The sequence below is a fragment of the Enterobacter sp. DVT3837 genome (assembly GCF_056238685.1).
Genome location: NZ_JBWDLA010000001.1, coordinates 2276981 through 2301294 on the forward strand (window position 1 = coordinate 2276981; position 24314 = coordinate 2301294).

Annotated in this window: 21 protein-coding genes and 1 other RNA gene; 17 read left to right on the forward strand and 5 right to left on the reverse strand. The window is 54.3% G+C overall.

Annotated elements, in window-relative coordinates; translation table 11 throughout:
* Window positions 1-14: 14 nt before the first annotated feature.
* Window positions 15-935, forward strand: a complete 921-nt coding sequence (gene speB, locus AC0XWG_RS11175) for an agmatinase (protein ID WP_025757725.1) — start codon at window positions 15-17, stop codon at window positions 933-935.
* Window positions 936-1021: 86 nt separating this feature from the next.
* Here the strand turns inward: speB and loiP are convergent, their stop codons facing one another.
* Window positions 1022-1780: a metalloprotease LoiP gene (loiP, locus tag AC0XWG_RS11180; protein WP_021242066.1), complete on the reverse strand. Its 759-nt coding sequence runs from the start codon at window positions 1778-1780 to the stop codon at window positions 1022-1024.
* A gap of 272 nt (window positions 1781-2052) precedes the next feature.
* Here loiP and tkt point away from each other — a divergent pair, with 272 nt between their 5' ends.
* The 7 genes from tkt (at window position 2053) to AC0XWG_RS11215 (ending at window position 10423) form a co-directional block, all read left to right on the forward strand.
* Window positions 2053-4044, forward strand: coding sequence for a transketolase (tkt, locus tag AC0XWG_RS11185; RefSeq protein ID WP_049004948.1), 1992 nt, complete (start codon window positions 2053-2055; stop codon window positions 4042-4044).
* 325 nt (window positions 4045-4369) lie between these two features.
* A complete protein-coding gene (gene epd / locus AC0XWG_RS11190) occupies window positions 4370-5389 on the forward strand; it encodes an erythrose-4-phosphate dehydrogenase (RefSeq protein WP_475680584.1) in 1020 nt (339 codons plus the stop codon).
* A 49-nt stretch (window positions 5390-5438) separates the two neighbouring features.
* Window positions 5439-6602 (forward strand): phosphoglycerate kinase, encoded by a 1164-nt coding sequence (gene pgk, locus AC0XWG_RS11195; protein WP_128347284.1) that lies wholly within the window; start codon window positions 5439-5441, stop codon window positions 6600-6602.
* Window positions 6603-6694: 92 nt separating this feature from the next.
* The gene (fbaA, locus tag AC0XWG_RS11200; protein ID WP_028016969.1) at window positions 6695-7774 is read left to right on the forward strand and encodes a class II fructose-bisphosphate aldolase; all 1080 of its coding nucleotides are present in this window, start codon (window positions 6695-6697) and stop codon (window positions 7772-7774) included.
* A 187-nt stretch (window positions 7775-7961) separates the two neighbouring features.
* A complete protein-coding gene (locus tag AC0XWG_RS11205) occupies window positions 7962-8816 on the forward strand; it encodes a small-conductance mechanosensitive channel MscS (protein ID WP_028016968.1) in 855 nt (284 codons plus the stop codon).
* Window positions 8817-8962: 146 nt separating this feature from the next.
* Entirely contained in the window at window positions 8963-9598 is a 636-nt protein-coding gene (argO, locus tag AC0XWG_RS11210; RefSeq protein ID WP_021242063.1) for an arginine exporter ArgO, read from the forward strand.
* 93 nt (window positions 9599-9691) lie between these two features.
* Window positions 9692-10423: an oxidative stress defense protein gene (locus AC0XWG_RS11215; RefSeq protein WP_128347285.1), complete on the forward strand. Its 732-nt coding sequence runs from the start codon at window positions 9692-9694 to the stop codon at window positions 10421-10423.
* 42 nt (window positions 10424-10465) lie between these two features.
* Here the strand turns inward: AC0XWG_RS11215 and argP are convergent, their stop codons facing one another.
* Complete coding sequence (gene argP, locus AC0XWG_RS11220; protein WP_008499727.1) at window positions 10466-11359, reverse strand: DNA-binding transcriptional regulator ArgP; 894 nt, start codon at window positions 11357-11359, stop codon at window positions 10466-10468.
* 127 nt (window positions 11360-11486) lie between these two features.
* On the opposite strand from argP, the gene rpiA reads away from it, so the two are divergent.
* Together rpiA and serA are read left to right on the forward strand one after the other, a co-directional pair.
* Window positions 11487-12146, forward strand: coding sequence for a ribose-5-phosphate isomerase RpiA (gene rpiA / locus AC0XWG_RS11225; RefSeq protein ID WP_003860091.1), 660 nt, complete (start codon window positions 11487-11489; stop codon window positions 12144-12146).
* A 267-nt stretch (window positions 12147-12413) separates the two neighbouring features.
* Window positions 12414-13646: a phosphoglycerate dehydrogenase gene (gene serA, locus AC0XWG_RS11230; RefSeq protein WP_028016965.1), complete on the forward strand. Its 1233-nt coding sequence runs from the start codon at window positions 12414-12416 to the stop codon at window positions 13644-13646.
* 41 nt (window positions 13647-13687) lie between these two features.
* Here serA and AC0XWG_RS11235 read toward each other — a convergent pair whose 3' ends face one another.
* From AC0XWG_RS11235 to zapA, 3 genes are all read right to left on the reverse strand, one after another.
* On the reverse strand, window positions 13688-14284 hold the full coding sequence (locus AC0XWG_RS11235; RefSeq protein ID WP_128347286.1) for a 5-formyltetrahydrofolate cyclo-ligase: 597 nt from the start codon (window positions 14282-14284) through the stop codon (window positions 13688-13690).
* Window positions 14285-14308: 24 nt separating this feature from the next.
* A non-coding RNA gene (gene ssrS / locus AC0XWG_RS11240) (6S RNA) lies at window positions 14309-14492 on the reverse strand.
* A gap of 41 nt (window positions 14493-14533) precedes the next feature.
* Window positions 14534-14863 (reverse strand): cell division protein ZapA, encoded by a 330-nt coding sequence (gene zapA / locus AC0XWG_RS11245; protein WP_006811891.1) that lies wholly within the window; start codon window positions 14861-14863, stop codon window positions 14534-14536.
* A gap of 168 nt (window positions 14864-15031) precedes the next feature.
* Between zapA and AC0XWG_RS11250 the strand changes: the two genes are divergently transcribed.
* The 7 genes from AC0XWG_RS11250 to gcvP all read left to right on the forward strand — a co-directional run bounded on the left by AC0XWG_RS11250 (window position 15032) and on the right by gcvP (window position 24248).
* Window positions 15032-15610, forward strand: coding sequence for a YecA/YgfB family protein (locus AC0XWG_RS11250; RefSeq protein ID WP_028016963.1), 579 nt, complete (start codon window positions 15032-15034; stop codon window positions 15608-15610).
* A gap of 31 nt (window positions 15611-15641) precedes the next feature.
* Window positions 15642-16955, forward strand: a complete 1314-nt coding sequence (gene pepP / locus AC0XWG_RS11255) for a Xaa-Pro aminopeptidase (RefSeq protein ID WP_475680775.1) — start codon at window positions 15642-15644, stop codon at window positions 16953-16955.
* On the forward strand, window positions 16952-18130 hold the full coding sequence (gene ubiH, locus AC0XWG_RS11260) for a 2-octaprenyl-6-methoxyphenyl hydroxylase (protein ID WP_475680585.1): 1179 nt from the start codon (window positions 16952-16954) through the stop codon (window positions 18128-18130). The genes pepP and ubiH overlap by 4 nt, the downstream gene beginning before the upstream one ends.
* A gap of 12 nt (window positions 18131-18142) precedes the next feature.
* Window positions 18143-19345, forward strand: coding sequence for an FAD-dependent 2-octaprenylphenol hydroxylase (gene ubiI, locus AC0XWG_RS11265; protein WP_475680586.1), 1203 nt, complete (start codon window positions 18143-18145; stop codon window positions 19343-19345).
* A 397-nt stretch (window positions 19346-19742) separates the two neighbouring features.
* Window positions 19743-20837 (forward strand): glycine cleavage system aminomethyltransferase GcvT, encoded by a 1095-nt coding sequence (gcvT, locus tag AC0XWG_RS11270; RefSeq protein WP_128347289.1) that lies wholly within the window; start codon window positions 19743-19745, stop codon window positions 20835-20837.
* A gap of 23 nt (window positions 20838-20860) precedes the next feature.
* A complete protein-coding gene (gene gcvH, locus AC0XWG_RS11275) occupies window positions 20861-21250 on the forward strand; it encodes a glycine cleavage system protein GcvH (protein WP_049004940.1) in 390 nt (129 codons plus the stop codon).
* Window positions 21251-21374: 124 nt separating this feature from the next.
* The gene (gcvP, locus tag AC0XWG_RS11280) at window positions 21375-24248 is read left to right on the forward strand and encodes an aminomethyl-transferring glycine dehydrogenase (protein WP_028016957.1); all 2874 of its coding nucleotides are present in this window, start codon (window positions 21375-21377) and stop codon (window positions 24246-24248) included.
* The last annotated feature ends 66 nt before the right edge of the window (window positions 24249-24314 follow it).

Below are 24314 nucleotides of genomic sequence, written 5' to 3' on the forward strand. Positions count from 1 at the left end.
AAAGAGGTCAGGACATGAGCACTTTAGGTCATCAGTACGATAACTCTCTGGTATCTAACGCGTTTGGTTTTTTACGCCTTCCGATGAACTTCCAGCCGTACGACAGCGATGCCGACTGGGTTATCACTGGCGTGCCATTTGATATGGCAACCTCCGGTCGTGCCGGTGGCCGTCATGGCCCGGCGGCGATCCGTCAGGTATCGACTAACCTGGCCTGGGAGCACAATCGCTTCCCGTGGAACTTCGACATGCGCGAGCGCCTGAACGTGGTGGACTGCGGTGACCTGGTGTATGCCTTCGGCGACGCGCGTGAGATGAGCGAAAAACTCCAGGCGCACGCCGAGAAGCTGCTGGCTGCCGGTAAGCGCATGCTCTCCTTCGGTGGTGACCACTTCGTGACCCTGCCGCTGCTGCGCGCCCATGCCAAGCACTTCGGTAAAATGGCGCTGGTGCACTTTGATGCACATACCGACACTTATGCGAACGGCTGCGAGTTTGACCACGGCACCATGTTCTTCACCGCGCCAAACGAAGGCCTTATCGATCCAAACCACTCCGTGCAGATCGGTATTCGTACTGAGTTCGATAAAGATAACGGCTTTACCGTACTGGACGCCTGCCAGGTGAACGATCGCGGTGTTGACGACATCATCGCGCAGGTGAAGCAGATTGTGGGCGATATGCCGGTCTACCTGACCTTCGATATCGATTGTCTGGATCCGGCGTTTGCACCAGGTACCGGTACTCCGGTGATCGGCGGCCTGACTTCTGACCGTGCTATCAAACTGGTTCGTGGTCTGAAAGATCTGAACATTGTCGGGATGGACGTGGTGGAAGTGGCTCCGGCTTACGATCAGTCCGAAATTACCGCTCTGGCTGCGGCGACGCTGGCACTGGAAATGCTTTACATCCAGGCGGCGAAAAAAGGCGAGTAAGTTTAGCGGTTAAGTAAAAGCCCTCACCAGCTGGTGAGGGCTTTTTTGTGCTTTTGAAAAGGAGGCACAACAGCCTCCTTCTGAAATTATTTAATTCCGTCTGCGGCCATACGGTCGCGAATATGCTGCGCGCGTTCTTCTGAGGCTGGGTGATCATCAAACATTGAGCTTTGACGTCCTGCTTCCAGTTTGGCCAGTTTTTCGAAGCTGGTGGCTAAACCTGATGGATTAATGCCGCGTTTGCGCAACAGATCGTAGGAGTAGTCATCCGCTTCGGACTCCTGACGCTGGGAGAACTGAGAATTAACCAGCTTCTCTCCGACATCGCCAAGCTGCGACTGCGACAGGCTTCCAACAATACCGCCCGCTGAAGCCGCTGCTGCGCGAATGGCGTTGGTGCCTAAGGCAACCTGCATCCCTTTCTTCACGTGACCGAGTGCAACGTGGCCCATTTCATGGCCGATCACCGCTTCAACTTCGTTGTCGGTCATCATATCCATCAGCCCGCTATAGACGCGGATACAACCGTTCGCCATCGCGAAAGCGTTCACGTCTTTGGCCATGTAAACCTTGTAGTTTACCGGCTGGCCATTGATGTTATCGCCCAGCGCGGAAGCAATCTTATTCAGACGCTGCGTGTAGGTACTGTTAGCTGGGGCAAGTGTGGCTTTTCCGTCCATATCTTTACAGGCCTGGTCGCTCAGCGCTTTTACCTGCGCGTCGCTCAGGGAATAAGCCTGAAAAGCTTCTGCGCCTGAGGTCATCAGGCCGTTAGAATCCATATTCTGACAGCCGCTCAGCAGGAGCGTTGTTCCCAGGGCCAGCACTATTGCACGCATTTTCATGAGGTTGCTTCCGTACTCGTTAATCTGAATAAAATCCGAAAAGTACACCGGCAACGAAGCCGGGGTCGCGCTAAGTATAAGGAATATCTACGGGGCCGGGCGAGCAGATTGCGCAACATGCGAGCATGATCCAGAGATTTCTTAAGCTGCAAAAGAATGCTCCATGTACATGGCATGCCGCTTGGGTTACATTGTTGGCACTTTTTTCCGGCGTAGCCCAAAACGCGCTGTCGTCAAGGGCATGGCCTTTAACAGTCCGATCTGGAGTTAAAATGTCCTCACGTAAAGAGCTTGCTAATGCTATTCGTGCGCTGAGCATGGACGCAGTACAGAAAGCCAAATCCGGCCACCCAGGGGCCCCTATGGGTATGGCTGATATCGCCGAAGTCCTGTGGCGTGATTTCCTGAACCACAACCCGCAGAACCCGGCATGGGCTGACCGCGACCGTTTCGTGCTGTCCAACGGCCACGGCTCTATGCTGATCTATAGCCTGCTGCACCTCACTGGCTACGATCTGCCAATTGAAGAGCTGAAAAACTTCCGTCAGCTGCACTCCAAAACTCCAGGTCACCCGGAAGTGGGTTACACCGCTGGTGTTGAAACCACGACCGGTCCACTGGGCCAGGGTATTGCGAACGCTGTGGGTATGGCGATTGCTGAGAAGACCCTGGCGGCGCAGTTCAACCGTCCTGGCCACGACATCGTAGACCACTTCACCTACGCGTTCATGGGTGATGGCTGCATGATGGAAGGCATTTCTCACGAAGTGTGCTCCCTCGCGGGTACCCTGAAACTGGGCAAACTGGTTGCGTTCTACGACGACAATGGTATCTCCATTGACGGTCACGTTGAGGGCTGGTTCACCGATGACACCGCTAAACGTTTTGAAGCCTATGGCTGGCACGTTGTGCGTGGTGTTGATGGCCACGATGCTGACTCGATTAAACGTGCAGTAGAAGAAGCGCGCGCTGTCACTGACAAACCATCCCTGCTGATGTGCAAAACTATTATCGGCTTCGGTTCACCGAACAAAGCCGGTACCCACGATTCCCACGGTGCGCCACTGGGCGACGCGGAAATTGCACTGACGCGCGAAGCGCTAGGCTGGAAACACCCGGCATTCGAAATCCCATCTGACATTTATGCTCAGTGGGATGCAAAAGAAGCAGGTCAGGCGAAAGAAGCCGCATGGAACGAGAAGTTCGCTGCGTATGCTAAAGCCTTCCCACAGGAAGCCGCTGAATTCACCCGTCGCATGAAAGGCGATATGCCGTCTGACTTCGATGCAAAAGCGAATGAGTTTATTGCTAAGCTGCAGGCGAACCCATCTAAAATCGCCAGCCGTAAAGCGTCTCAAAATGCGATTGAAGCATTTGGCCCACTGTTGCCTGAATTCCTGGGCGGTTCTGCTGACCTGGCGCCTTCTAACCTGACCCTGTGGTCCGGTTCTAAAGCGATCAACGAAGATACTGCCGGTAACTACATCCATTATGGTGTACGTGAATTCGGTATGACGGCAATTGCTAACGGTATCTCCCTGCACGGTGGTTTCCTGCCGTATACCTCTACCTTCCTGATGTTCGTAGAGTACGCACGTAACGCCGTACGTATGGCTGCGCTGATGAAACAGCGTCAGGTGATGGTCTATACCCACGACTCCATCGGTCTGGGCGAAGATGGTCCAACTCACCAGCCTGTAGAGCAGGTGGCTTCTCTGCGTGTGACTCCGAACATGAGCACATGGCGTCCATGTGACCAGGTTGAATCCGCAGTGGCGTGGAAATACGGTGTTGAGCGTCAGGATGGCCCAACCGCACTGATCCTCTCCCGCCAGAACCTGGCACAGCAGGATCGTACTCCAGAGCAGCTGGCGAACATCGCTCGCGGTGGTTATGTTCTGAAAGATTGTGCAGGTCAGCCTGAACTGATCTTCATCGCTACCGGTTCTGAAGTTGAGCTGGCTGTTGCGGCATGGGACAAACTGTCTGCCGAAGGCGTTAAAGCGCGTGTGGTCTCCATGCCGTCTACCGATGCGTTCGACAAGCAGGATGCTGCATACCGCGAGTCCGTACTGCCTAAAGCGGTTACTGCTCGTGTGGCGGTGGAAGCGGGTATTGCTGACTACTGGTTCAAATATGTGGGCCTGAATGGCGCAATCGTCGGTATGACCACCTTCGGTGAGTCTGCACCGGCAGAGCTGCTGTTCGAAGAGTTCGGCTTCACCGTTGAGAACGTTGTAGCGAAAGCGAAAGAACTGCTGTAATCGCCGTTTTGCCCGGTGGCGCTACGCTAACCGGGCCTACAAATGGCTCGAAAGTAGGCCGGGTTAGCGTTAGCGCGCCACCCGGCTTTTTTGTTGTCATTATTCCACCTAAAATGTGACGCAAGTCATATAGCTCGCTTATTCATCTGGACAGACATTCCTTTTATTCCCCGATTCGCTTATTCTTGCTGAAGCGTTTCAGTCGATTAAATGTTCGACAATTGACCAATCAATCGCAGTTTGTGACAGCAAGGATTCCCCTTCGGGCGTAGCTGGATTACTCTTTCAGCCACCTCAAACCCAGGGATAGCTTTGCAGGAGATCTATGACCGTACGCGTAGCGATTAATGGCTTCGGTCGCATCGGACGTAATGTGGTTCGTGCTTTGTATGAATCCGGACGTCGGGCGGAAATGACCGTGGTGGCAATCAATGAACTGGCGGATGCTACGGGCATGGCGCATTTGTTGAAATATGACACCAGCCACGGACGCTTTGCCTGGGATGTACGCCAGGAAAGAGATCAGCTTTTTGTAGGTGATGACGCTATTCGTGTGCTGCATGAGAACAGCATTGCCGGGCTACCCTGGCGTGAATTGGGTGTGGATGTGGTGCTTGACTGTACCGGCGTGTATGGCAACCGCGAACATGGCGAAGCCCATCTGGCAGCAGGTGCGAAAAAAGTCCTGTTCTCTCATCCCGGCAGCAACGATCTCGACGCGACCGTCGTGTTTGGCGTCAACCAGCATGAGCTACAAGCTGAACATCGCATTGTCTCCAACGCCTCCTGTACCACTAACTGCATTATTCCGGTCATTAAACTGTTAGACGATGCATATGGCATTGAATCCGGCACGGTGACCACGATTCACTCCGCCATGCACGATCAGCAGGTGATCGACGCCTACCATCCGGATTTACGACGCACTCGCGCGGCGAGCCAGTCAATCATTCCGGTGGACACAAAACTGGCTGCAGGGATTACACGTATTTTCCCGCAGTTTGATGACCGTTTTGAAGCGATTGCCGTGCGCGTTCCGACGATTAACGTCACTGCAATTGACCTTAGTGTGACGGTGAAAAAACCGGTAAAAGCCTGTGAAGTCAACATGTTGCTGCAAAAAGCGGCACAGGGTGCATTTCATGGTATAGTTGACTATACGGAATTGCCGTTGGTCTCAGTAGATTTTAACCACGACCCGCACAGCGCCATCGTTGATGGCACTCAAACGCGCGTCAGTGGCGCACACCTTATCAAGACGCTGGTCTGGTGTGATAACGAATGGGGCTTTGCTAACCGAATGCTCGACACTACGTTAGCAATGGCCGCTCAAGGTTTCAGGTAAGACGCATCGTGCGTCTGCAAAACTTTAAGAATCAACGAGAGGATTCACCATGTCTGTAATTAAGATGACCGATCTGGATCTGGCTGGTAAACGCGTTTTCATCCGTGCTGATCTGAACGTACCGGTTAAAGAGGGTAAAGTGACCAGCGACGCGCGTATCCGTGCATCTCTGCCAACCATCGAACTGGCTCTGAAGCAGGGCGCTAAAGTGATGGTAACCTCCCACCTGGGTCGTCCAACCGAAGGCGAGTACAACGAAGAGTTCTCTCTGCTGCCAGTTGTTAATTACCTGAAAGACAAACTGTCCAACCCGGTTCGCCTGGTGAAAGATTACCTGGACGGCGTTGAAGTTGCTGCCGGTGAACTGGTTGTTCTGGAAAACGTTCGCTTCAACAAAGGCGAGAAGAAAGACGACGAAGCACTGTCCAAAAAATACGCTGCACTGTGCGACGTATTCGTAATGGATGCTTTCGGTACGGCTCACCGTGCGCAGGCTTCTACCCATGGTATCGGTAAATTCGCAGACGTAGCCTGTGCAGGTCCTCTGCTGGCTGACGAACTGGAAGCGCTGGGTAAAGCACTGAAAGAACCAGCTCGTCCAATGGTTGCTATCGTTGGTGGTTCTAAAGTTTCTACCAAGCTGACCGTTCTGGACTCCCTGTCTAAAATTGCTGACCAGCTGATCGTTGGCGGTGGTATCGCGAACACCTTCGTTGCTGCTCAAGGTCACAACGTGGGTAAATCCCTGTACGAAGCAGACCTGGTTGACGAAGCTAAACGCCTGCTGAGCACCTGTGATATTCCAGTTCCAACAGATGTTCGTGTTGCTACTGAGTTCTCTGAAACTGCAACGGCGACCCTGAAGTCTGTAAACGACATCAAAGACGAAGAGCAAATTCTGGACCTGGGCGACGTTTCTGCACAGAAACTGGCTGAAATCCTGAAAAACGCAAAAACTATCCTGTGGAATGGTCCTGTTGGCGTGTTCGAATTCCCGAACTTCCGCAAAGGGACTGAAATCGTTGCTAACGCTATTGCAGACAGCGAAGCGTTCTCTATCGCAGGCGGTGGTGACACCCTGGCGGCAATCGACCTGTTCGGTATCGCTGACAAGATCTCCTACATCTCCACTGGTGGCGGTGCATTCCTCGAATTCGTGGAAGGCAAAGTACTGCCAGCAGTAGCAATGCTCGAAGAGCGCGCTAAGAAGTAAGCCATTCAAGGGCAGGGAAACCTGCCCAATTTTCAGCGCGCTTTTAAGAGCTCGCACCTTTTCTAACGGCCGAAGATACAGGACTAAGCAACATGTCTAAAATTTTTGATTTCGTAAAACCTGGCGTTATCACTGGTGATGACGTACAGAAAGTGTTCCAGGTAGCTAAAGAAAACAACTTCGCTCTGCCAGCAGTTAACTGCGTAGGTACCGACTCCATCAACGCCGTACTGGAAGCCGCTGCAAAAGTTAAAGCACCGGTTATCGTTCAGTTCTCTAACGGCGGTGCTGCGTTCATCGCTGGTAAAGGCGTGAAAACTGACGTTCCTCAGGGTGCTGCAATCCTGGGTGCTATCTCTGGTGCGCACCACGTACACCAGATGGCTGAACACTACGGTGTTCCAGTTATCCTGCACACTGACCACTGCGCGAAGAAACTGCTGCCGTGGATCGACGGTCTGCTGGACGCGGGTGAAAAACACTTCGCTGCTACCGGTAAGCCACTGTTCTCTTCTCATATGATCGACCTGTCTGAAGAGTCACTGCACGAAAACATCGAAATTTGCTCCAAATACCTGGCGCGCATGGCCAAAATGGACATGACCCTGGAAATCGAACTGGGTTGCACCGGTGGTGAAGAAGACGGCGTGGACAACAGCCACATGGACGCTTCTGCACTGTACACCCAGCCAGAAGACGTTGATTACGCTTACACCGAGCTGAGCAAAATCAGCCCACGCTTCACCATTGCAGCGTCCTTCGGTAACGTGCACGGCGTTTACAAACCAGGTAACGTGGTTCTGACCCCAACTATCCTGCGTGATTCTCAGGAATATGTGTCTAAGAAACACAACCTGCCGCACAACAGCCTGAACTTCGTCTTCCACGGCGGTTCCGGTTCTTCTGCTCAGGAAATCAAAGATTCCGTAAGCTACGGTGTAGTGAAAATGAACATTGATACCGATACCCAGTGGGCTACCTGGGACGGTATTCTGCAGTACTACAAAACTAACGAAGCTTACCTGCAGGGCCAGCTGGGCAACCCGAAAGGCGAAGACCAGCCGAACAAGAAATACTACGATCCACGCGTATGGCTGCGCGCAGCGCAGACTTCCATGGTGACCCGTTTGGAGCAGGCTTTCAAAGAACTGAACGCGGTTGACGTTCTGTAATTTGAGCTGCTAACAGCATCTGAAGGCCCGCAAATGCGGGCCTTTTTTTATGCTTTTTCAAGAACCTGCTATACAGGTTTTTGTGATCTGTTTGGCAAAACCGGTGCTTTTTGTTTACCCTTTACTGACCTGCCTGTCTCCATGGGGGATGGATTTTTGTGTTTTGGTTTAACAAAAGGAAGAATAAATGGAACAACTCGATGTCGTAGACAGCATCAATAACGCCGGTACCTGGCTGGTGCGTAACCAGGAGTTGCTGCTGAGCTACGCCGTAAACATCGTAGCGGCTATTGCCATCCTCATCGTCGGGATGATCGTGGCACGTATCGTATCAAACACCGTTAACCGCGTGATGCGCGCCCGAAACATTGATGCCACGGTTGCAGATTTCCTCTCTGCACTGGTGCGTTACGGTATTATCGCTTTTACGCTAATTGCAGCGCTGGGACGCGTCGGCGTACAGACCGCATCGGTAATCGCTGTGCTTGGTGCCGCAGGTCTGGCTATTGGCCTTGCATTACAGGGCTCGCTCTCGAACCTGGCCGCCGGCGTACTGCTGGTCACCTTCCGCCCATTCCGTTCTGGTGAGTACGTTGACCTTGGTGGGATTGCCGGAACGGTACTTCAGGTACAGATTTTCTCTACCACCCTGCGTACCGTTGATGGTCGTATTGTTGTTGTGCCAAACGGGAAAATCATTGCAGGCAACATCATCAACTTTTCCCGCGAACCTGTGCGCCGAAATGAGCTGATCATCAGCGTGGCATATGATTCCGATATCGATCAGGTGAAGTCGCTGATTAGCAATATCATTGCTTCAGACGATCGCATTCTGAAAGACAAAGAGCAGACCGTACGCCTGAACGAACTGGGTGCTTCTTCGATTAACTTCGTGGTACGTATCTGGAGCAAAAGCAGCGATCTGCAAAACGTTTACTGGGATGTTCTGGAGCGTATCAAACGTGAGTTCGATGCTAACGGCATCAGCTTCCCGTACCCACAGATGGACGTAAACGTCAAAAAAGTCAAAGAAGCAGAATAACTTCACCACCATGGCCCGGTAAGCGCTAGCGCCACCGGGCTTTATTTTTATAAGCACGACTAATCCCCAATTAATATTATCAATTTCCTCTAATGTGATTCGCGCAGTATAGTCTGCTTCCAGAACAACACTGTGAGAGTTTCGTCATGTTATCCTACTACTTTCAAGGGCTTGCCTTAGGTGCGGCCATGATCCTTCCGCTTGGCCCGCAAAATGCGTTCGTGATGAACCAGGGCATTCGCCGCCAGTATCATCTGATGATTGCCCTGCTGTGCGCGGTAAGCGATTTGCTGCTGATCTGCGCCGGGATTTTTGGCGGTAGTGCATTGCTGATGCAGTCGCCGTGGCTTCTTGCATTGGTTACCTGGGGCGGCGTGGCGTTCCTGCTGTGGTACGGTTTTGGCGCACTGAAAACGGCCATGAGCAGCAACCTTGAGCTGGCAAGCGCTGAAGTTATGAAGCAGGGACGCTGGAAGATCATCGTCACCATGCTGGCGGTCACCTGGCTTAACCCGCATGTTTATCTCGATACTTTTGTGGTGCTAGGGAGCCTGGGCGGACAGTTGGATGTTGAGCCGAAACGTTGGTTTGCGCTTGGCACGGTCAGCGCCTCTTTCCTCTGGTTCTTCGGTCTCGCCATACTTGCGGCATGGCTGGCCCCTCGTCTTCGCACTGCTAAAGCGCAGCGGATCATCAACACGCTGGTGGGTCTCGTGATGTGGTTTATCGCCTTCCAGTTGGCAAAAGAGGGCATTCACCATGTCCAGGAATTGTTCAACTAAGCCATTGTCTTATGGACAACTGAACAAGACCCGCTAAGCTTGCTGGCATGCGCCCTGTTGTTGGGGCACTCTTCGCAACATGGAGGAATGACAGTGAAGTTTAAAGTGATGGCCCTGGCGGCATTAGTGAGTTTAGGTGCGGTGTCGGTGCAGGCAAGTGAACTGCCAGATGGCCCGCACATCGTCACTTCAGGCACCGCAAGTGTGGATGCGGTACCGGATGTTGCAACCCTGGCGATTGAAGTCAATGTGGCTGCGAAAGATGCGGCATCTGCCAAGAAGCAGGCTGACGATCGTGTTGCGCAATATCTCTCTTTTCTTGAGCAGAACGGTGTAGGTAAAAAAGATATCAACTCCGCTAACCTGCGTACTCAACCCGATTACGACTACCAGAACGGCAAAAGCATTCTGAAAGGCTACCGTGCTGTGCGTACTGTCGAAGTGACGGTGCGTCAACTGGACAAGCTGAATGCATTACTGGATGGCGCGCTGAAGGCGGGGCTGAACGAAATTCGCTCTGTGTCGTTGGGCGTTGCGCAACCGGAGAAATACAAAGACGAAGCGCGTAAAGCGGCGATTGATGATGCGGTGCATCAGGCGCAACAGCTGGCCGCTGGCTTTAACAGCAAGCTCGGCCCGGTTTACAGCGTGCGTTACCACATCTCTAACTATCAGCCAAGCCCGATGGTGCGGATGATGAAAGCCGATGCGGCGCCAGTATCTGCTCAGGAAACTTACGAGCAGCCGACGATCCAGTTCGACGATCAGGTCGATGTGGTGTTCCAGCTGGAGCCTGTTGCAGCACAGCAGAAAACAGCTCAGTAATCTGCAGGCCGGGTAAGGCGAAGCCGCCACCCGGCTTATTTTTTAATCCTGCCTCAACACCTTGTGCCCGTAAGCCAGTAACGCATCGGTCACGTTGCGCATCATGCGGCTTTCCGGCGCAAAACGGTGCCAGTAGAGCATCCGGCGCTGATACAGCCCCGGCGTTAGGTCAATCAGCTCTCCGCTTTTCAACTCTTTCTCAATCTGCAGATGCGGGATCATGCAGCAGGTGGTGCCCTGACGCGCAAGCTGCACGAAGGCTTCAGACGAGTTGACGATATGACACGGTACGCTGCCCGGCGGCAGGTCAAAGTTTTGCTGCAGGAACGCCTGATGCATATCGTCCAGATGGTCGAACGCTACTGCTGGCGCTTTGAGCAGTGCGGCGCGGGTTACACCATTAGGGAAGTAGCGCTCGGCAAAGGCTTTTGAACCGACAAACAGGTAATCCAGAGCGCCTAACTGATCGACAAGACAGCTCGGCAGCGCCTGAGGCTGAATACTGACCGCACCAACCACTTCACCACGACGCAGGCGCTCCTGGGTACGGGTTTCATCTTCAACCTGCAAATTCAGGCGGATAGGGGAATCTGCTAATACCGGAGCCAGGGCCGGCAGCAGCCAGGTTGCCAGACTGTCGGCGTTGACCGCCAGAGAGAGCAGCAGTGGCGTAGAGCCCGTTTGTTCGTCACCCAACCACTCATCTTCCAGCAGTTCAACCTGGCGCAGCAGGGCGAGGAGCTTTTGCCCTTGCTCGGTTGGACGTGGCGGCACGGTGCGTACCAGCAGCGGCTGGCCGAACATGTTTTCAAGCTGTTTGATACGCTGTGATACGGCGGACTGCGTGATGCAAAGCTTTTGCGCCGCGCGCTCAAAACCTCGTTCACGAATAACTGCATCAAGTGCCTGTAGTGTTCTGTAGTCCGGACGTTTCATTGCTCTGGCTGGCTCCTTAATTTGGCTTATTCTGCACTATGACACAATTTTCCCTTTGTGACAGACGAATTCCACCTCACGTGTTCTATAATGCGGCCTAAGTTTTCACACCACAGGCAAAACGATCATGACGCAGGATGAACTGAAAAAAGCAGTAGGATGGGCCGCTCTCCAGTATGTACAGCCGGGTACCATTGTCGGTGTCGGTACGGGATCAACCGCGGCACACTTTATCGATGCGCTGGGCACGATGAAGGGGCAAATCGAGGGCGCGGTTTCCAGCTCCGATGCTTCCACGGAAAAGCTGAAAAGCCTCGGCATTACCGTTTTCGATCTCAACGAAGTTGACCGTCTGGGGATTTACGTTGATGGCGCGGATGAGATTAACGGCCATATGCAGATGATCAAAGGCGGTGGTGCAGCGCTGACGCGTGAAAAAATCATCGCCTCCGTTGCGGACAAGTTCATCTGCATCGCGGACGCCTCCAAGCAGGTCGATATTCTGGGTAATTTCCCGCTGCCGGTGGAAGTGATCCCGATGGCCCGTAGCGCGGTTGCCCGTCAGCTGGTGAAGCTGGGCGGTCGTCCGGAATATCGTCAGGGCGTAGTCACCGATAACGGTAACGTGATCCTCGACGTTCACGGTCTGGAAATCCTTGATGCTATCGCGCTGGAAAATGCCATCAACGGCATTCCAGGCGTAGTGACCGTAGGGCTATTCGCCAACCGTGGCGCGGATGTGGCGCTGATCGGCACCGCTGACGGCGTGAAAACCATCGTAAAATGATCTGACGGGGGGAGTCCTCCCCCCGCTAAAAAATTTTTGAAAAGCTAAATTCGGTGACTTGTGTCACGTTTTTACGCCTCTTTTGCCGATCCTGCCGCTTTCACAAATTTCTGTAGCATTTTCCTCTGTCATTTTACCCTGTATGACTTTTCTTCAGAGTGCCGACGCAAACGTTCATATTGCTGCAATAGTTTTTTTTGATATGTTGGCTATAGCGGATTTAAATCCAGCACAACATCAGTTCAGATAAAATACAGGGTCGGGTAAATGGCAAAGGTATCACTGGAGAAAGACAAGATTAAATTCCTGCTGGTAGAAGGCGTGCATCAGAAAGCGCTTGATAGCCTTCGTGCAGCGGGTTACACCAACATCGAATTTCACAAAGGCGCGCTGGACACCGAAGAGCTGAAAGCGGCCATCCGTGATGCCCACTTCATTGGTCTGCGATCCCGTACTCACCTGACTGAAGATGTAATTGCTGCGGCGGAAAAGCTGGTTGCCATTGGCTGTTTCTGTATCGGCACCAATCAGGTCGATCTGAATGCAGCCGCCAAACGCGGTATTCCAGTGTTCAACGCCCCGTTCTCCAACACCCGTTCCGTGGCGGAGTTAGTGATTGGCGAGTTGTTGCTGCTGCTACGCGGTATCCCTGAAGCTAACGCCAAAGCACACCGCGGTGTCTGGAATAAACTGGCAGCGGGGTCATATGAAGCCCGTGGTAAAAAACTGGGTATCATTGGTTATGGTCACATTGGTACTCAACTGGGGATTCTGGCTGAATCTCTCGGGATGCATGTCTATTTTTACGATATTGAAAGCAAGCTGCCTCTGGGTAACGCGACGCAGGTTCAACACCTGTCTGATCTGCTGAACATGAGCGACGTGGTGAGCCTCCACGTGCCGGAAAATGCCTCCACCAAAAACATGATGGGCGCGGAAGAGCTGGCGCTGATGAAGCCGGGCTCACTGCTGATCAACGCCGCGCGCGGCACGGTTGTCGATATCCCGGCACTGGCGGATGCGCTGAAGCGTAAGCATCTGGCGGGTGCGGCCATCGACGTCTTCCCGACGGAGCCTGCGACCAACAGCGATCCGTTTAATTCTCCGCTGTGCGAGTTCGATAACGTGATCCTGACGCCACACATTGGCGGCTCGACCCAGGAAGCGCAGGAGAACATCGGTCTGGAAGTGGCGGGTAAACTGAGCAAATATTCTGACAACGGTTCTACGCTCTCTGCGGTGAACTTCCCGGAAGTGTCTCTGCCGCTGCACGGTGGTCGTCGCTTGCTGCACATTCACGAAAACCGTCCAGGTGTGCTGACCGCCATTAACCAGATCTTTGCCGAGCAGAGCGTCAACATCGCCGCGCAGTATCTGCAGACAAATTCTCAGATGGGTTATGTGGTGATTGATATTGAAGCGGATGACGATGTTGCCGAGAAAGCACTGCAGAGCATGAAGGCGCTTCCGGGGACGATTCGCGCGCGTCTGCTGTACTGATTGTGTTGTGTCGGGTGGCGGCTGCGCCACCCGGCTTTATTCTACCAGGTCCAGGTTTTACTGGGCGTCACCACCGCCGGCAGCGGCACATCCCATTTTTCCACCGGCAATGCCTCCACGCCCTGACAATCATGCGCGTAACCCACCGGCTGTAGCTCATACTGTTGCCAGTTTTGCAGCGTCCGGTCGTAAAAGCCGCCGCCCATCCCTAAACGCTGGCCCTGTTCATCAAACGCCACCAGAGGCGTAATCAGCACATCCAGCTGTGACAGCGGCAGCACGTCACGAACATCCAGTTTTGGCTCAGTGATTTTCAGACGATTCACGACCAGCTCGCTGTGCGGGTGGTAGTGAAGAAACAGTAGATTACCTTCGCTAAACGGATGCAGCACTGGCAGGTAAACCTTCTTCCCGGCTCGCCAGAGTTGCTCAATGAGAGGTTGGGTATCCAGCTCGCCATCAAATGAGAGAAACAAGGCGACGGTATGCGCCATCACAACAGGCGGATACGCCATCATGCGCGCGGCAGCCTGCTGGGCAAAATGCGTTTGCTGATCGGAGGTTAACGCACGACGGCGTTGACGAATTAACTGACGAATGTCCTGGCGTGAAGCAGAAACTTCAGGGAATTGAGTCATGGTAGTCGGTAGAAGAAAAGAGAGGGAATCTCCGAGATGCCGCCGCAGGCTGTAACCCTTGAACCCTTGGTTCAAGGTGAATGTGTCGTCATAGTTTTAAGGCTTCTCGGACGGACCGAGCATGCTCACCAACCATGGAGCGCCACATTCTTGTGGTATGAAATATCGGCTCAGGGGACTGGCCCGCTTGCGAACATCTCAGAGAAATTTTGTCTTCACAGTTACTCTACCATAGTCAACTGAGAAGTGTTATTCAAACTTTGGTCCCGGTCTTTCGGGATTGCGACCTTGATCAAGCAATGCCTGTTCTATGGTCTGCTGGAGCATTTTAATGCGCTGCTCCATACTTGCCGCGTAGTCGCGGGTCTTCGCTTTTTCCTGAGTCAGTTCATAGCTGATGTTCAACGCGGCGATGAAAACCAGCTGCTCAGTATTTGTGACTCTAGTGCGTTCTTTTAGATCTTGCAACCGCTGATTCAAATCGTCCGCAGCCTGATTCAGGGCATCCCTTTGTTCAGGTGGACAATTCACTCGCAGTGAACGGCCAAAAATCTGGAGATCGACGGGTTGTGCAGACATGCCACCTTCCTGCTGATTGACTGCGCTGCCTTCGCTTACTGCCCCGGGGGCCGCGAAGGGGCGACACTATAGCTACCCTGATGTGAAGATACAAGCCCTTTTCTGGTATCACCAGGGTCCAAAGTGGTAGCATATCATGAAACTTCCCCCCTTTGATGACGAATGCTCATGTCTATACAGAACGAAATGCCTGGTTACAACGATTTAAACCAGTTACTGAACCAGCAGGGAGTGGGTTTAACCCCTGCCGAAATGCACGGTTTGATCAGTGGCATGCTGTGCGGCGGAAACAGCGACAGCTCATGGCAGCCGCTGATCCACGACCTCACGAACGAAGGGCTGGCGTTTGGTCACGAGCTGGCGGAAGCGCTGCGTAAAATGCATGCCGCCATCAGTGATTCACTGGAAGATGATGGCTTCCTTTTTCAGCTTTATCTGCCTGAGGGCGATGACGTAAGCGTGTTTGATCGCGCTGATGCGCTGGCAGGTTGGGTAAACCACTATCTGCTGGGGCTGGGTGTGACACAGCCTAAACTCGATAAAGTGACCGGCGAAGCCGGTGAGGCGATCGACGATCTGCGTAACATTGCACAGCTTGGTTACGATGAAGACGAAGACCAGGAAGAGCTGGAAATGTCTCTCGAAGAGATCATCGAGTATGTGCGCGTGGCGGCGTTGCTGTGCCACGACAACTTTACGCGCTCACAGCCGACCGCGCCGGAAGTCCGCAAACCAACCTTACATTAAGAAAAATAACGCACAGGAGGGTGTCATGGTTATCTCAAGTCAAGAGTATTCGCACCGCCGCCAGGCGCTGCTCGCCAAAATGCAGCCGGGAAGCGCTGCGCTGATTTTTGCCGCGCCCAAAGTGACGCGCAGCGCCGACAGCGAATATCCCTATCGCCAGAGCAGCGATTTCTGGTATTTCACCGGCTTTAACGAGCCGGAAGCGGTACTGGTGCTGATTAAAAGCAATGACACCCACAACCACAGCGTGATTTTCAACCGCGTACGCGATCTGACGGCCGAAATCTGGTTTGGCCGCCGCTTAGGCCAGGAGGCCGCGCCGGCGAAGCTGGGCGTTGACCGTGCGCTGGCGTTTAGCGAAATTAATCAGCAGCTCTATCAGTTGTTGAATGGTCTGGATGTGCTTTACCACGCCCAGGGCGAATACGCGTATGCCGATGAAATAGTCTTTACTGCCCTGGATAAGCTGCGCAAAGGCTCGCGGCAGAACCTGTCCGCCCCCGCCACGCTCACAGACTGGCGTCCGGTCGTGCATGAGATGCGCCTGTTCAAGTCCGAAGAAGAACTGAATTTGATGCGTCGGGCAGGTGAAATCAGCGCGCTGGCGCACACCCGAGCGATGGAGAAATGCCGTCCCGGAATGTTCGAATACCAGCTGGAAGGCGAAATTCACCACGAATTTAACCGCCACGGCGCGCGTTATCCCTCTTACAACACCATCGTTGGCGGCGGAGAAAACGGCTGCATTCTGCATTACACCGAAAACGAAAGCGCGCTGCGCGACGGCGATCTGGTGCTGATTGACGCCGGTTGCGAATATCAGGGCTACGCGGGGGACATCACCCGTACCTTCCCGGTGAACGGTAAATTCTCACCGGCGCAGCGCGCGATTTACGACATCGTCCTGGAATCGCTTGAAACGGCGCTCAGGTTGTATCGCCCCGGGACCTCCATCCAGGAAGTGACCGGCGAAGTTGTGCGCATCATGATTACCGGCCTGGTTAAGCTCGGTATTCTGAAAGGGGACGTAGACACTCTGATTGCTGAAAATGCACATCGACCGTATTTTATGCACGGCCTGAGCCACTGGTTGGGGCTGGATGTGCATGATGTGGGGGCGTATGGCGCAGAGCGTTCGCGCGTGCTGGAGCCGGGCATGGTATTAACCGTGGAGCCGGGTCTGTATATCGCGCCGGATGCCGACGTGCCTGAAGAGTACCGCGGGATTGGCATCCGCATTGAAGACGATATCGTCATTACCGAAAGCGGCAACGAGAACCTGACGGCCAGCGTGGTCAAAAATGCTGACGATATCGAGGCGCTGATGGCAGCGGCACACAAATGAGCGTGATTATTGTTGGCGGCGGAATGACGGGGGCCACGCTGGCACTCGCTATTTCGCACATGACACAGGGGAAACTCCCGGTGCATCTGGTGGAAGCCGTTGCTCCAGAGGCTTCAGACCACCCCGGTTTTGATGCCCGCGCCATTGCGCTGGCGCAGGGGACATGTCAGCAACTGTCACGAATTGGTATCTGGCAGGCAATTGCCGACTGTGCGACGGCGATCAACACCGTTCACGTTAGCGATCGCGGTCATGCGGGTTTTGTCACGCTGGATGCGCAGGATTATCGTATTGATGCCCTGGGGCAGGTCGTTGAGCTGCACGACGTCGGATTACGTCTGTTCCGTCAGCTCCAGGATGCACCAGGCGTCACGCTGCATTGTCCGGCGCGTTTGGCCAGTTTTAGTCGCACTGAAGGAGCGGTCAGCGTGACGCTGGAAAATGGCACTGTTCTTGAAGGCCAGCTTCTGGTTGCCGCAGATGGTTCTCGATCTTCGCTCGGCACCCAGTGTGGTATCGAGTGGCGTCAGCAGGCTTATGGGCAGGTGGCGGTCATCGCGAATGTCTCCACGGCCGGAGCGCACAGCGGCAGGGCGTTTGAACGTTTTACACAGCATGGTCCGCTGGCGATGCTGCCGATGTCGAACGGACGCTGCTCGCTGGTGTGGTGCCATCCCCAGAGTAAGTCTGAAGAGATTCAGTCCTGGTCCGACGAACGTTTTTGCACTGAGTTGCAAAAAGCCTTTGGCTGGCGGCTGGGGCGGATCGCTCATGCAGGCAAGCGGACGGTATATCCGTTGTCGCTGACGACAGCGTCTCAATCCATCTCGCATCGTGTCGTGCTAGTGGGTAATGCCGCGCAGACGCTGCATCCGATTGCGGGTCAGGGCTTTAACCTCGGGTTACGTGATGTCATGAGCCTTGCAGAAACCCTTTCGCAAGCGTGGGGTGAGCAAAAAGATTGCGGTGCGTACTCAGTGCTAAGCCATTACCAGAAGCGACGTCAGGCGGATAAAGAGGCGACGATTGGTGTCACTGATGGCCTGGTTCATCTTTTTGCCAATCGCTGGGCACCGCTGGTTGCGGGCCGTAACCTCGGGCTGATGGCGATGGAATTATTCATTCCGGCACGTGACGTGCTGGCGCAGCGGACCCTGGGTTGGGTCGCGCGTTAAGGAGTTATCACCGTGCAAAATGTTGATGTCGCCATCGTTGGCGGCGGAATGGTTGGACTGGCGCTGGCCTGTGGTTTACAGGGCAGCGGCCTGCGCGTGGCCGTGCTGGAGCAAAAGCAGCCCCAGCGTGTCGCACAGGATGCGCCGCCGGAACTCCGCGTCTCGGCAATTAATGCGGCCAGCGAAAAGCTGCTGACGCGCCTTGGTGTCTGGTCAGATATCGTGGCGCAGCGTGTCAGTTGCTATCACGGCATGGAAGTATGGGATAAAGACAGCTTTGGTCATATCGCTTTTGATGACGAAAGTATGGGCTATAGCCATCTCGGTCACATCATCGAGAATGCCGTTATCCATCATGCGCTGTGGCAAAAAGTGCAGTCATGTAACGATGTTACCCTGATGGCACCTGCACAAATCCAGCAGGTCGCGTGGGGTGAAAACGAGGCGTTTATTACCCTGCAAAGCGGCGACATGTTGACTGCACGTCTGGTCGTTGGCGCTGATGGTGCGAACTCCTGGCTGCGTAATAAAGCCGATATTCCGCTGACGTTCTGGGATTATCGTCATCATGCTCTGGTGGCGACAATCCGCACTGAAGAGCCGCACGGCGGTGTCGCTCGTCAGATCTTCCACAATGACGGCATTCTGGCCTTCCTGCCGTTAAGCGATCCGCATCTGTGCTCGATTGTCTGGTCCCTGGTGCCAGAAAAAGCGCAGCTGATGCAGGAGGCCACGCCCGATGCGTTCAACCAGGCACTGTGTATGGCGTTTGATAACCGTCTTGGGTTATGCACGCTTGAGAGCGAGCGTTTGGTGTTTCCGTTAACCGGACGCTACGCGCGTCAGTTTGCGGCGCACCGTCTGGCGCTGATGGGGGATGCGGCACACACAATTCATCCGCTGGCCGGGCAGGGCGTTAACCTTGGCTTTATGGATGCGGCAGAGCTGGTTGAAGAACTGCGTCGTCTGCATCGTGAAGGGAAAGACATTGGTCAGCATCTGTATCTGCGTCGCTATGAGCGTAGCCGCAAGCACAGCGCGGCAATGATGCTGGCGGGCATGCAGGGTTTCCGTGAGTTGTTTGCCGGTGCCAATCCGGCGAAAAAACTGCTACGCGACATCGGCCTCAAGCTAGCTGATACGCTTCCCGGCGTTAAACCTCAACTTCTTCGTCAGGCGATGGGTCTTAACGACCTACCGGACTGGCTACGCTAATTTAGAACCCCGTCACATTTTATTTTCCCGGCCTCTGTGCCGGGGAAATTCCCTCGTTTGAAATATTCTAATTTCACCTCATTTTTCGCATTAGATAATCTAATCTGGCTGATTTTATGTTACGGAAATTTGGCCCATATTTCCGCAGGAAATATCACCATGTGCTAAATCCTGTTAGATCATTGTTAATTTTGTGCGGGGTTAATCGCATTTTTCCAGTGAATAACTCTGTAGGCTTTTCAGCGTTTTTTGGTCATAAGCTAATGTGATGACCCATTTTACCTTATGGTTAATCGCCGGTTTCGGTGGTAAGTTCAGGTAAAAGAGAACGTTTGCGTCGGCCCCTGAAAACGAGGCTGATACCGGGTTTCACGGTGAATTTTTCAACGAGGACAAGATGGCTCAACAGACTCCTTTGTACGAACAACACGTGTTATGCGGCGCCCGCATGGTGGACTTCCATGGCTGGATGATGCCGCTGCACTACGGCTCGCAGATTGATGAGCACCACGCGGTGCGCACCGATGCCGGTATGTTCGACGTGTCCCACATGACGATTGTCGATCTGCGCGGTAGCCGCACCCGGGAGTTTTTGCGTTATCTGCTGGCAAACGACGTCGCCAAACTCAAGACGCCGGGTAAAGCGCTCTATACCGGCATGCTAAATGCCTCCGGCGGCGTGATTGACGACCTCATCGTCTATTACTTCACAGAAGATTTCTTCCGCCTCGTTGTTAACTCCGCTACCCGCGAAAAAGACCTCTCCTGGATTACCCAACACGCTGAACCTTATGCCATCGACATCACCGTTCGTGACGATCTGTCGTTGATTGCCGTACAGGGCCCAAACGCCCAGGCGAAAGCCGCATCTCTGTTCAGCGACGAGCAGCGTAAAGCGACTGAAGGCATGAAGCCGTTCTTCGGCGTGCAGGCAGGTGATTTGTTTATCGCTACCACTGGCTATACCGGTGAAGCGGGTTACGAAATTGCGATGCCAAATGAGAAAGCCGCAGATTTCTGGCGTGCGCTGGTGGAAGCCGGTGTGAAGCCTGCGGGTCTGGGCGCGCGCGATACGCTGCGTCTGGAAGCGGGTATGAACCTCTACGGTCAGGAGATGGATGAAGGTGTCTCTCCGCTGGCGGCCAATATGGGCTGGACCATCGCGTGGGAACCTGCTGACCGTGAATTTATTGGCCGTGAAGCACTGGAAGTTCAGCGTGAGAAGGGCACTGAACAACTGGTGGGTCTGGTGATGACCGAGAAAGGCGTACTGCGTGGTGAACTGCCGGTGCGTTTTACCGATGCTGATGGCAATCCTCGTGAAGGCGTGATCACCAGCGGTACCTTCTCCCCGACGCTGGGCTACAGTATTGCACTGGCACGCGTGCCTGCAGGCATTGGCGAAACGGCGGTAGTACAAATCCGCAACCGTGAAATGCCGGTCAACGTGACCAAACCGATTTTTGTTCGCGCCGGTAAGCCGGTCGCCTAATCATTTTTATCAGGAGAAATTCAATGAGCAATGTGCCAGCAGAACTGAAATACAGCAAAGAACACGAATGGCTGCGCAAAGAGGCAGACGGCACTTACACCGTAGGGATCACCGAGCACGCACAAGAGCTGCTGGGCGACATGGTGTTTGTTGATTTGCCAGAAGTGGGCACGACCGTAGGCGCAGGCGATGACTGCGCTGTGGCGGAGTCCGTAAAAGCGGCATCTGACATCTACGCCCCTGTGAGCGGCGAAATCGTTGCCGTCAACGACGCGCTGAGCGACTCCCCGGAGCTGGTCAACAGCGAGCCTTACGGCGAAGGCTGGATCTTTAAGATCAAAGCCAGCGACGAAGCGGAAGTTGCTGCACTGCTGGATGCGACCGCGTACGAAGCACTGCTAGAAGACGAGTAATTGTTAATCCCCCTCTCCCTTCGGGAGAGGGCAGGGGTGAGGGTGCTCATCTTCTCCTCACCCTAACCCTCTCCCTGTGGGAGAGGGAACTTAAATTCACTGCACGTTTCAGGAACCATCGCTCATGACACAGACTTTAAGCCAGCTTGAAAACCGTGGCGCCTTCATTGAACGTCACATTGGGCCGGATGCTCAGCAACAGCAGGAGATGCTGAAGACAGTTGGCGCGGATTCATTAAACGCACTGATCGGCCAGATTGTGCCAAAAGATATCCAGCTTGCCACGCCGCCTCAGGTGGGGGAAGCCACTACGGAGTTCGCCGCACTGGCGGAGCTGAAGGCCATTGCCGGCCTGAACAAGCGCTACAAGTCTTACATTGGCATGGGCTACACCAACGTGCAGTTACCGCCGGTTATCCTGCGCAATATGCTGGAAAATCCAGGCTGGTACACCGCTTATACACCTTATCAGCCAGAAGTGTCTCAGGGTCGTCTGGAAGCGCTGCTGAATTTCCAGCAGGTAACGCTGGATCTGACTGGCCTCGATATCGCTTCCGCGTCTCTGCTGGATGAAGCGACTGCCGCGGCAGAAGCCATGGCAATGGCCAAACGCGTAAGCAAGCTGAAAAATGCGAACCGCTTCTTCGTGGCCGCCGATGTTCATCCGCAAACCCTGGACGTTGTTCGCACCCGTGCGGAAACCTTCGGTTTTGACGTGATTGTCGACGATGCAGACAAAGTGCTGGATCATCAGGACGTCTTCGGCGTGCTGCTGCAGCAGGTAGGCACCACCGGTGAAGTTCACGACTACAGCGCACTGATTGCCGAGCTAAAATCCCGCAAGGTAGTGGTCAGCGTCGCCGCTGATTTTATGGCGCTGGTATTGCTGACTGCGCCGGGCAAACAGGGCGCGGATATTGTCTTCGGCTCTGCACAGCGCTTCGGTGTGCCGATGGGCTACGGTGGCCCACACGCGGCGTTCTTCGCTGCAAAAGATGAATTCAAACGCTCCATGCCGGGCCGTATTATCGGGGTCTCAAAAGACGCTGCCGGTAACACTGCGCTGCGCATGGCGATGCAGACTCGTGAGCAGCATATCCGCCGCGAGAAAGCGAACTCCAACATTTGTACCTCGCAGGTTCTGCTGGCCAACATCGCCAGCCTGTACGCGGTCTTCCACGGTCCGGTTGGCCTGAAACGTATTGCCAGCCGTATTCACCGCCTGGCGGATATTCTGGCCTGCGGCCTGCAACAGAAAGGCCTCAAGCTGCGTCATGCCCATTACTTTGACACGCTGTGTGTTGAAGTGGCAGACAAAGCAGCAGTACTGGCGCGTGCGGATGCCGCGGAGATCAACCTGCGCAGCGATATTCACAACGCGGTCGGCATTACGCTGGATGAAAGCACCACCCGCGACGATATCCTGAACCTGTTTAACGTGTTGCTGGGTGATGCACACGGCCTGGACATTGATACGCTCGATAAAGAGGTTGCCCTCGACAGCCGTTCTATCCAGCAAAGCATGCTGCGTGATGATGCGATCCTGACGCATCCGGTCTTCAATCGCTATCACAGCGAAACCGAGATGATGCGCTATATGCACTCTCTGGAGCGCAAAGATCTGGCGCTGAATCAGGCGATGATCCCTCTGGGTTCTTGCACCATGAAGTTGAACGCCGCTGCTGAGATGATCCCTATCACCTGGCCTGAGTTCTCTGAACTGCACCCGTTCTGCCCACCTGAGCAGGCGGAAGGTTATCACCTGATGATCAATCAGCTTTCCGACTGGCTGGTGAAGCTGACGGGGTATGACGCGCTCTGTATGCAGCCAAACTCCGGTGCGCAGGGTGAATATGCTGGTCTGCTGGCGATTCGTCATTATCACGAAAGCCGTAACGAAGGGCATCGTGATATCTGCCTGATCCCAAGCTCCGCACACGGTACCAACCCGGCCTCTGCCCAGATGGCGGGCATGGAAGTGGTGGTGGTGGCTTGCGATAAGAACGGTAACATTGACCTCGCCGACCTGCGTGCAAAAGCCGAACAGGCTGGCGACAAGCTCTCCTGCATCATGGTGACCTACCCGTCGACTCACGGCGTGTACGAAGAGACAATCCGTGAAGTGTGCGAAGTGGTGCATCAGTTTGGCGGCCAGGTTTACCTCGACGGCGCGAACATGAACGCCCAGGTCGGTATTACCTCTCCGGGCTTTATCGGCGCGGATGTGTCGCACCTGAACCTGCATAAAACTTTCTGCATTCCGCACGGCGGTGGCGGCCCGGGTATGGGGCCAATTGGCGTAAAAGCGCACCTGGCACCGTTTGTTCCGGGTCACAGCGTAGTGCAAATCGAGGGGATGCTCACCCGTCAGGGTGCGGTCTCTGCGGCACCGTTTGGTAGCGCCTCTATTCTGCCAATCAGCTGGATGTACATCCGCATGATGGGTGCAGAAGGGCTGAAGCAGGCAAGCCAGGTGGCGATCCTGAACGCCAACTATATTGCGACTCGCCTGAAGTCTGCTTTCCCGGTGCTCTATACCGGCCGTGATGGTCGCGTGGCGCACGAGTGCATTCTGGATATTCGTCCACTGAAAGAGCAGAGCGGCATCAGCGAACTGGATATCGCCAAGCGTCTGATCGACTACGGATTCCACGCCCCGACTATGTCGTTCCCGGTAGCGGGTACGCTGATGGTGGAGCCAACGGAGTCCGAAAGCAAAGCCGAGCTGGACCGCTTTATTGATGCGATGCTGGCGATCCGCATGGAGATCGATCGCGTGCTGGACGGCGAGTGGACTCTGGAAGATAACCCGCTGGTTAACGCACCGCACACCCAGCATGAGATGGTGGCAGAGTGGAACCACGGTTATTCCCGCGAACTGGCGGTCTTCCCGGCAGGTGTGGCTAACAAATACTGGCCGACCGTGAAGCGTCTTGATGACGTCTACGGCGACCGTAACCTGTTCTGCTCCTGCGTGCCGATGAGCGAATACCAGTAATCGCGTTGGTGTAGTAACCCAGGCCGGGTAAGGCGTAGCCGCCACCCGGCTTTTTTATTGGGAGAA

Excerpts from the sequence above, each read along its gene's own strand:
- speB (WP_025757725.1), top strand. The coding sequence starts at position 15 with ATGAGCACTTTAGGTCATCAGTACGATAACTCTCTGGTATCTAACGCG.
- loiP (WP_021242066.1), bottom strand. The coding sequence starts at position 1,780 with ATGAAAATGCGTGCAATAGTGCTGGCCCTGGGAACAACGCTCCTGCTG.
- tkt (WP_049004948.1), top strand. The coding sequence starts at position 2,053 with ATGTCCTCACGTAAAGAGCTTGCTAATGCTATTCGTGCGCTGAGCATG.
- epd (WP_475680584.1), top strand. The coding sequence starts at position 4,370 with ATGACCGTACGCGTAGCGATTAATGGCTTCGGTCGCATCGGACGTAAT.
- pgk (WP_128347284.1), top strand. The coding sequence starts at position 5,439 with ATGTCTGTAATTAAGATGACCGATCTGGATCTGGCTGGTAAACGCGTT.
- fbaA (WP_028016969.1), top strand. The coding sequence starts at position 6,695 with ATGTCTAAAATTTTTGATTTCGTAAAACCTGGCGTTATCACTGGTGAT.
- AC0XWG_RS11205 (WP_028016968.1), top strand. The coding sequence starts at position 7,962 with ATGGAACAACTCGATGTCGTAGACAGCATCAATAACGCCGGTACCTGG.
- argO (WP_021242063.1), top strand. The coding sequence starts at position 8,963 with ATGTTATCCTACTACTTTCAAGGGCTTGCCTTAGGTGCGGCCATGATC.
- argP (WP_008499727.1), bottom strand. The coding sequence starts at position 11,359 with ATGAAACGTCCGGACTACAGAACACTACAGGCACTTGATGCAGTTATT.
- rpiA (WP_003860091.1), top strand. The coding sequence starts at position 11,487 with ATGACGCAGGATGAACTGAAAAAAGCAGTAGGATGGGCCGCTCTCCAG.
- serA (WP_028016965.1), top strand. The coding sequence starts at position 12,414 with ATGGCAAAGGTATCACTGGAGAAAGACAAGATTAAATTCCTGCTGGTA.
- AC0XWG_RS11235 (WP_128347286.1), bottom strand. The coding sequence starts at position 14,284 with ATGACTCAATTCCCTGAAGTTTCTGCTTCACGCCAGGACATTCGTCAG.
- zapA (WP_006811891.1), bottom strand. The coding sequence starts at position 14,863 with ATGTCTGCACAACCCGTCGATCTCCAGATTTTTGGCCGTTCACTGCGA.
- AC0XWG_RS11250 (WP_028016963.1), top strand. The coding sequence starts at position 15,032 with ATGTCTATACAGAACGAAATGCCTGGTTACAACGATTTAAACCAGTTA.
- ubiH (WP_475680585.1), top strand. The coding sequence starts at position 16,952 with ATGAGCGTGATTATTGTTGGCGGCGGAATGACGGGGGCCACGCTGGCA.
- gcvT (WP_128347289.1), top strand. The coding sequence starts at position 19,743 with ATGGCTCAACAGACTCCTTTGTACGAACAACACGTGTTATGCGGCGCC.
- gcvH (WP_049004940.1), top strand. The coding sequence starts at position 20,861 with ATGAGCAATGTGCCAGCAGAACTGAAATACAGCAAAGAACACGAATGG.
- gcvP (WP_028016957.1), top strand. The coding sequence starts at position 21,375 with ATGACACAGACTTTAAGCCAGCTTGAAAACCGTGGCGCCTTCATTGAA.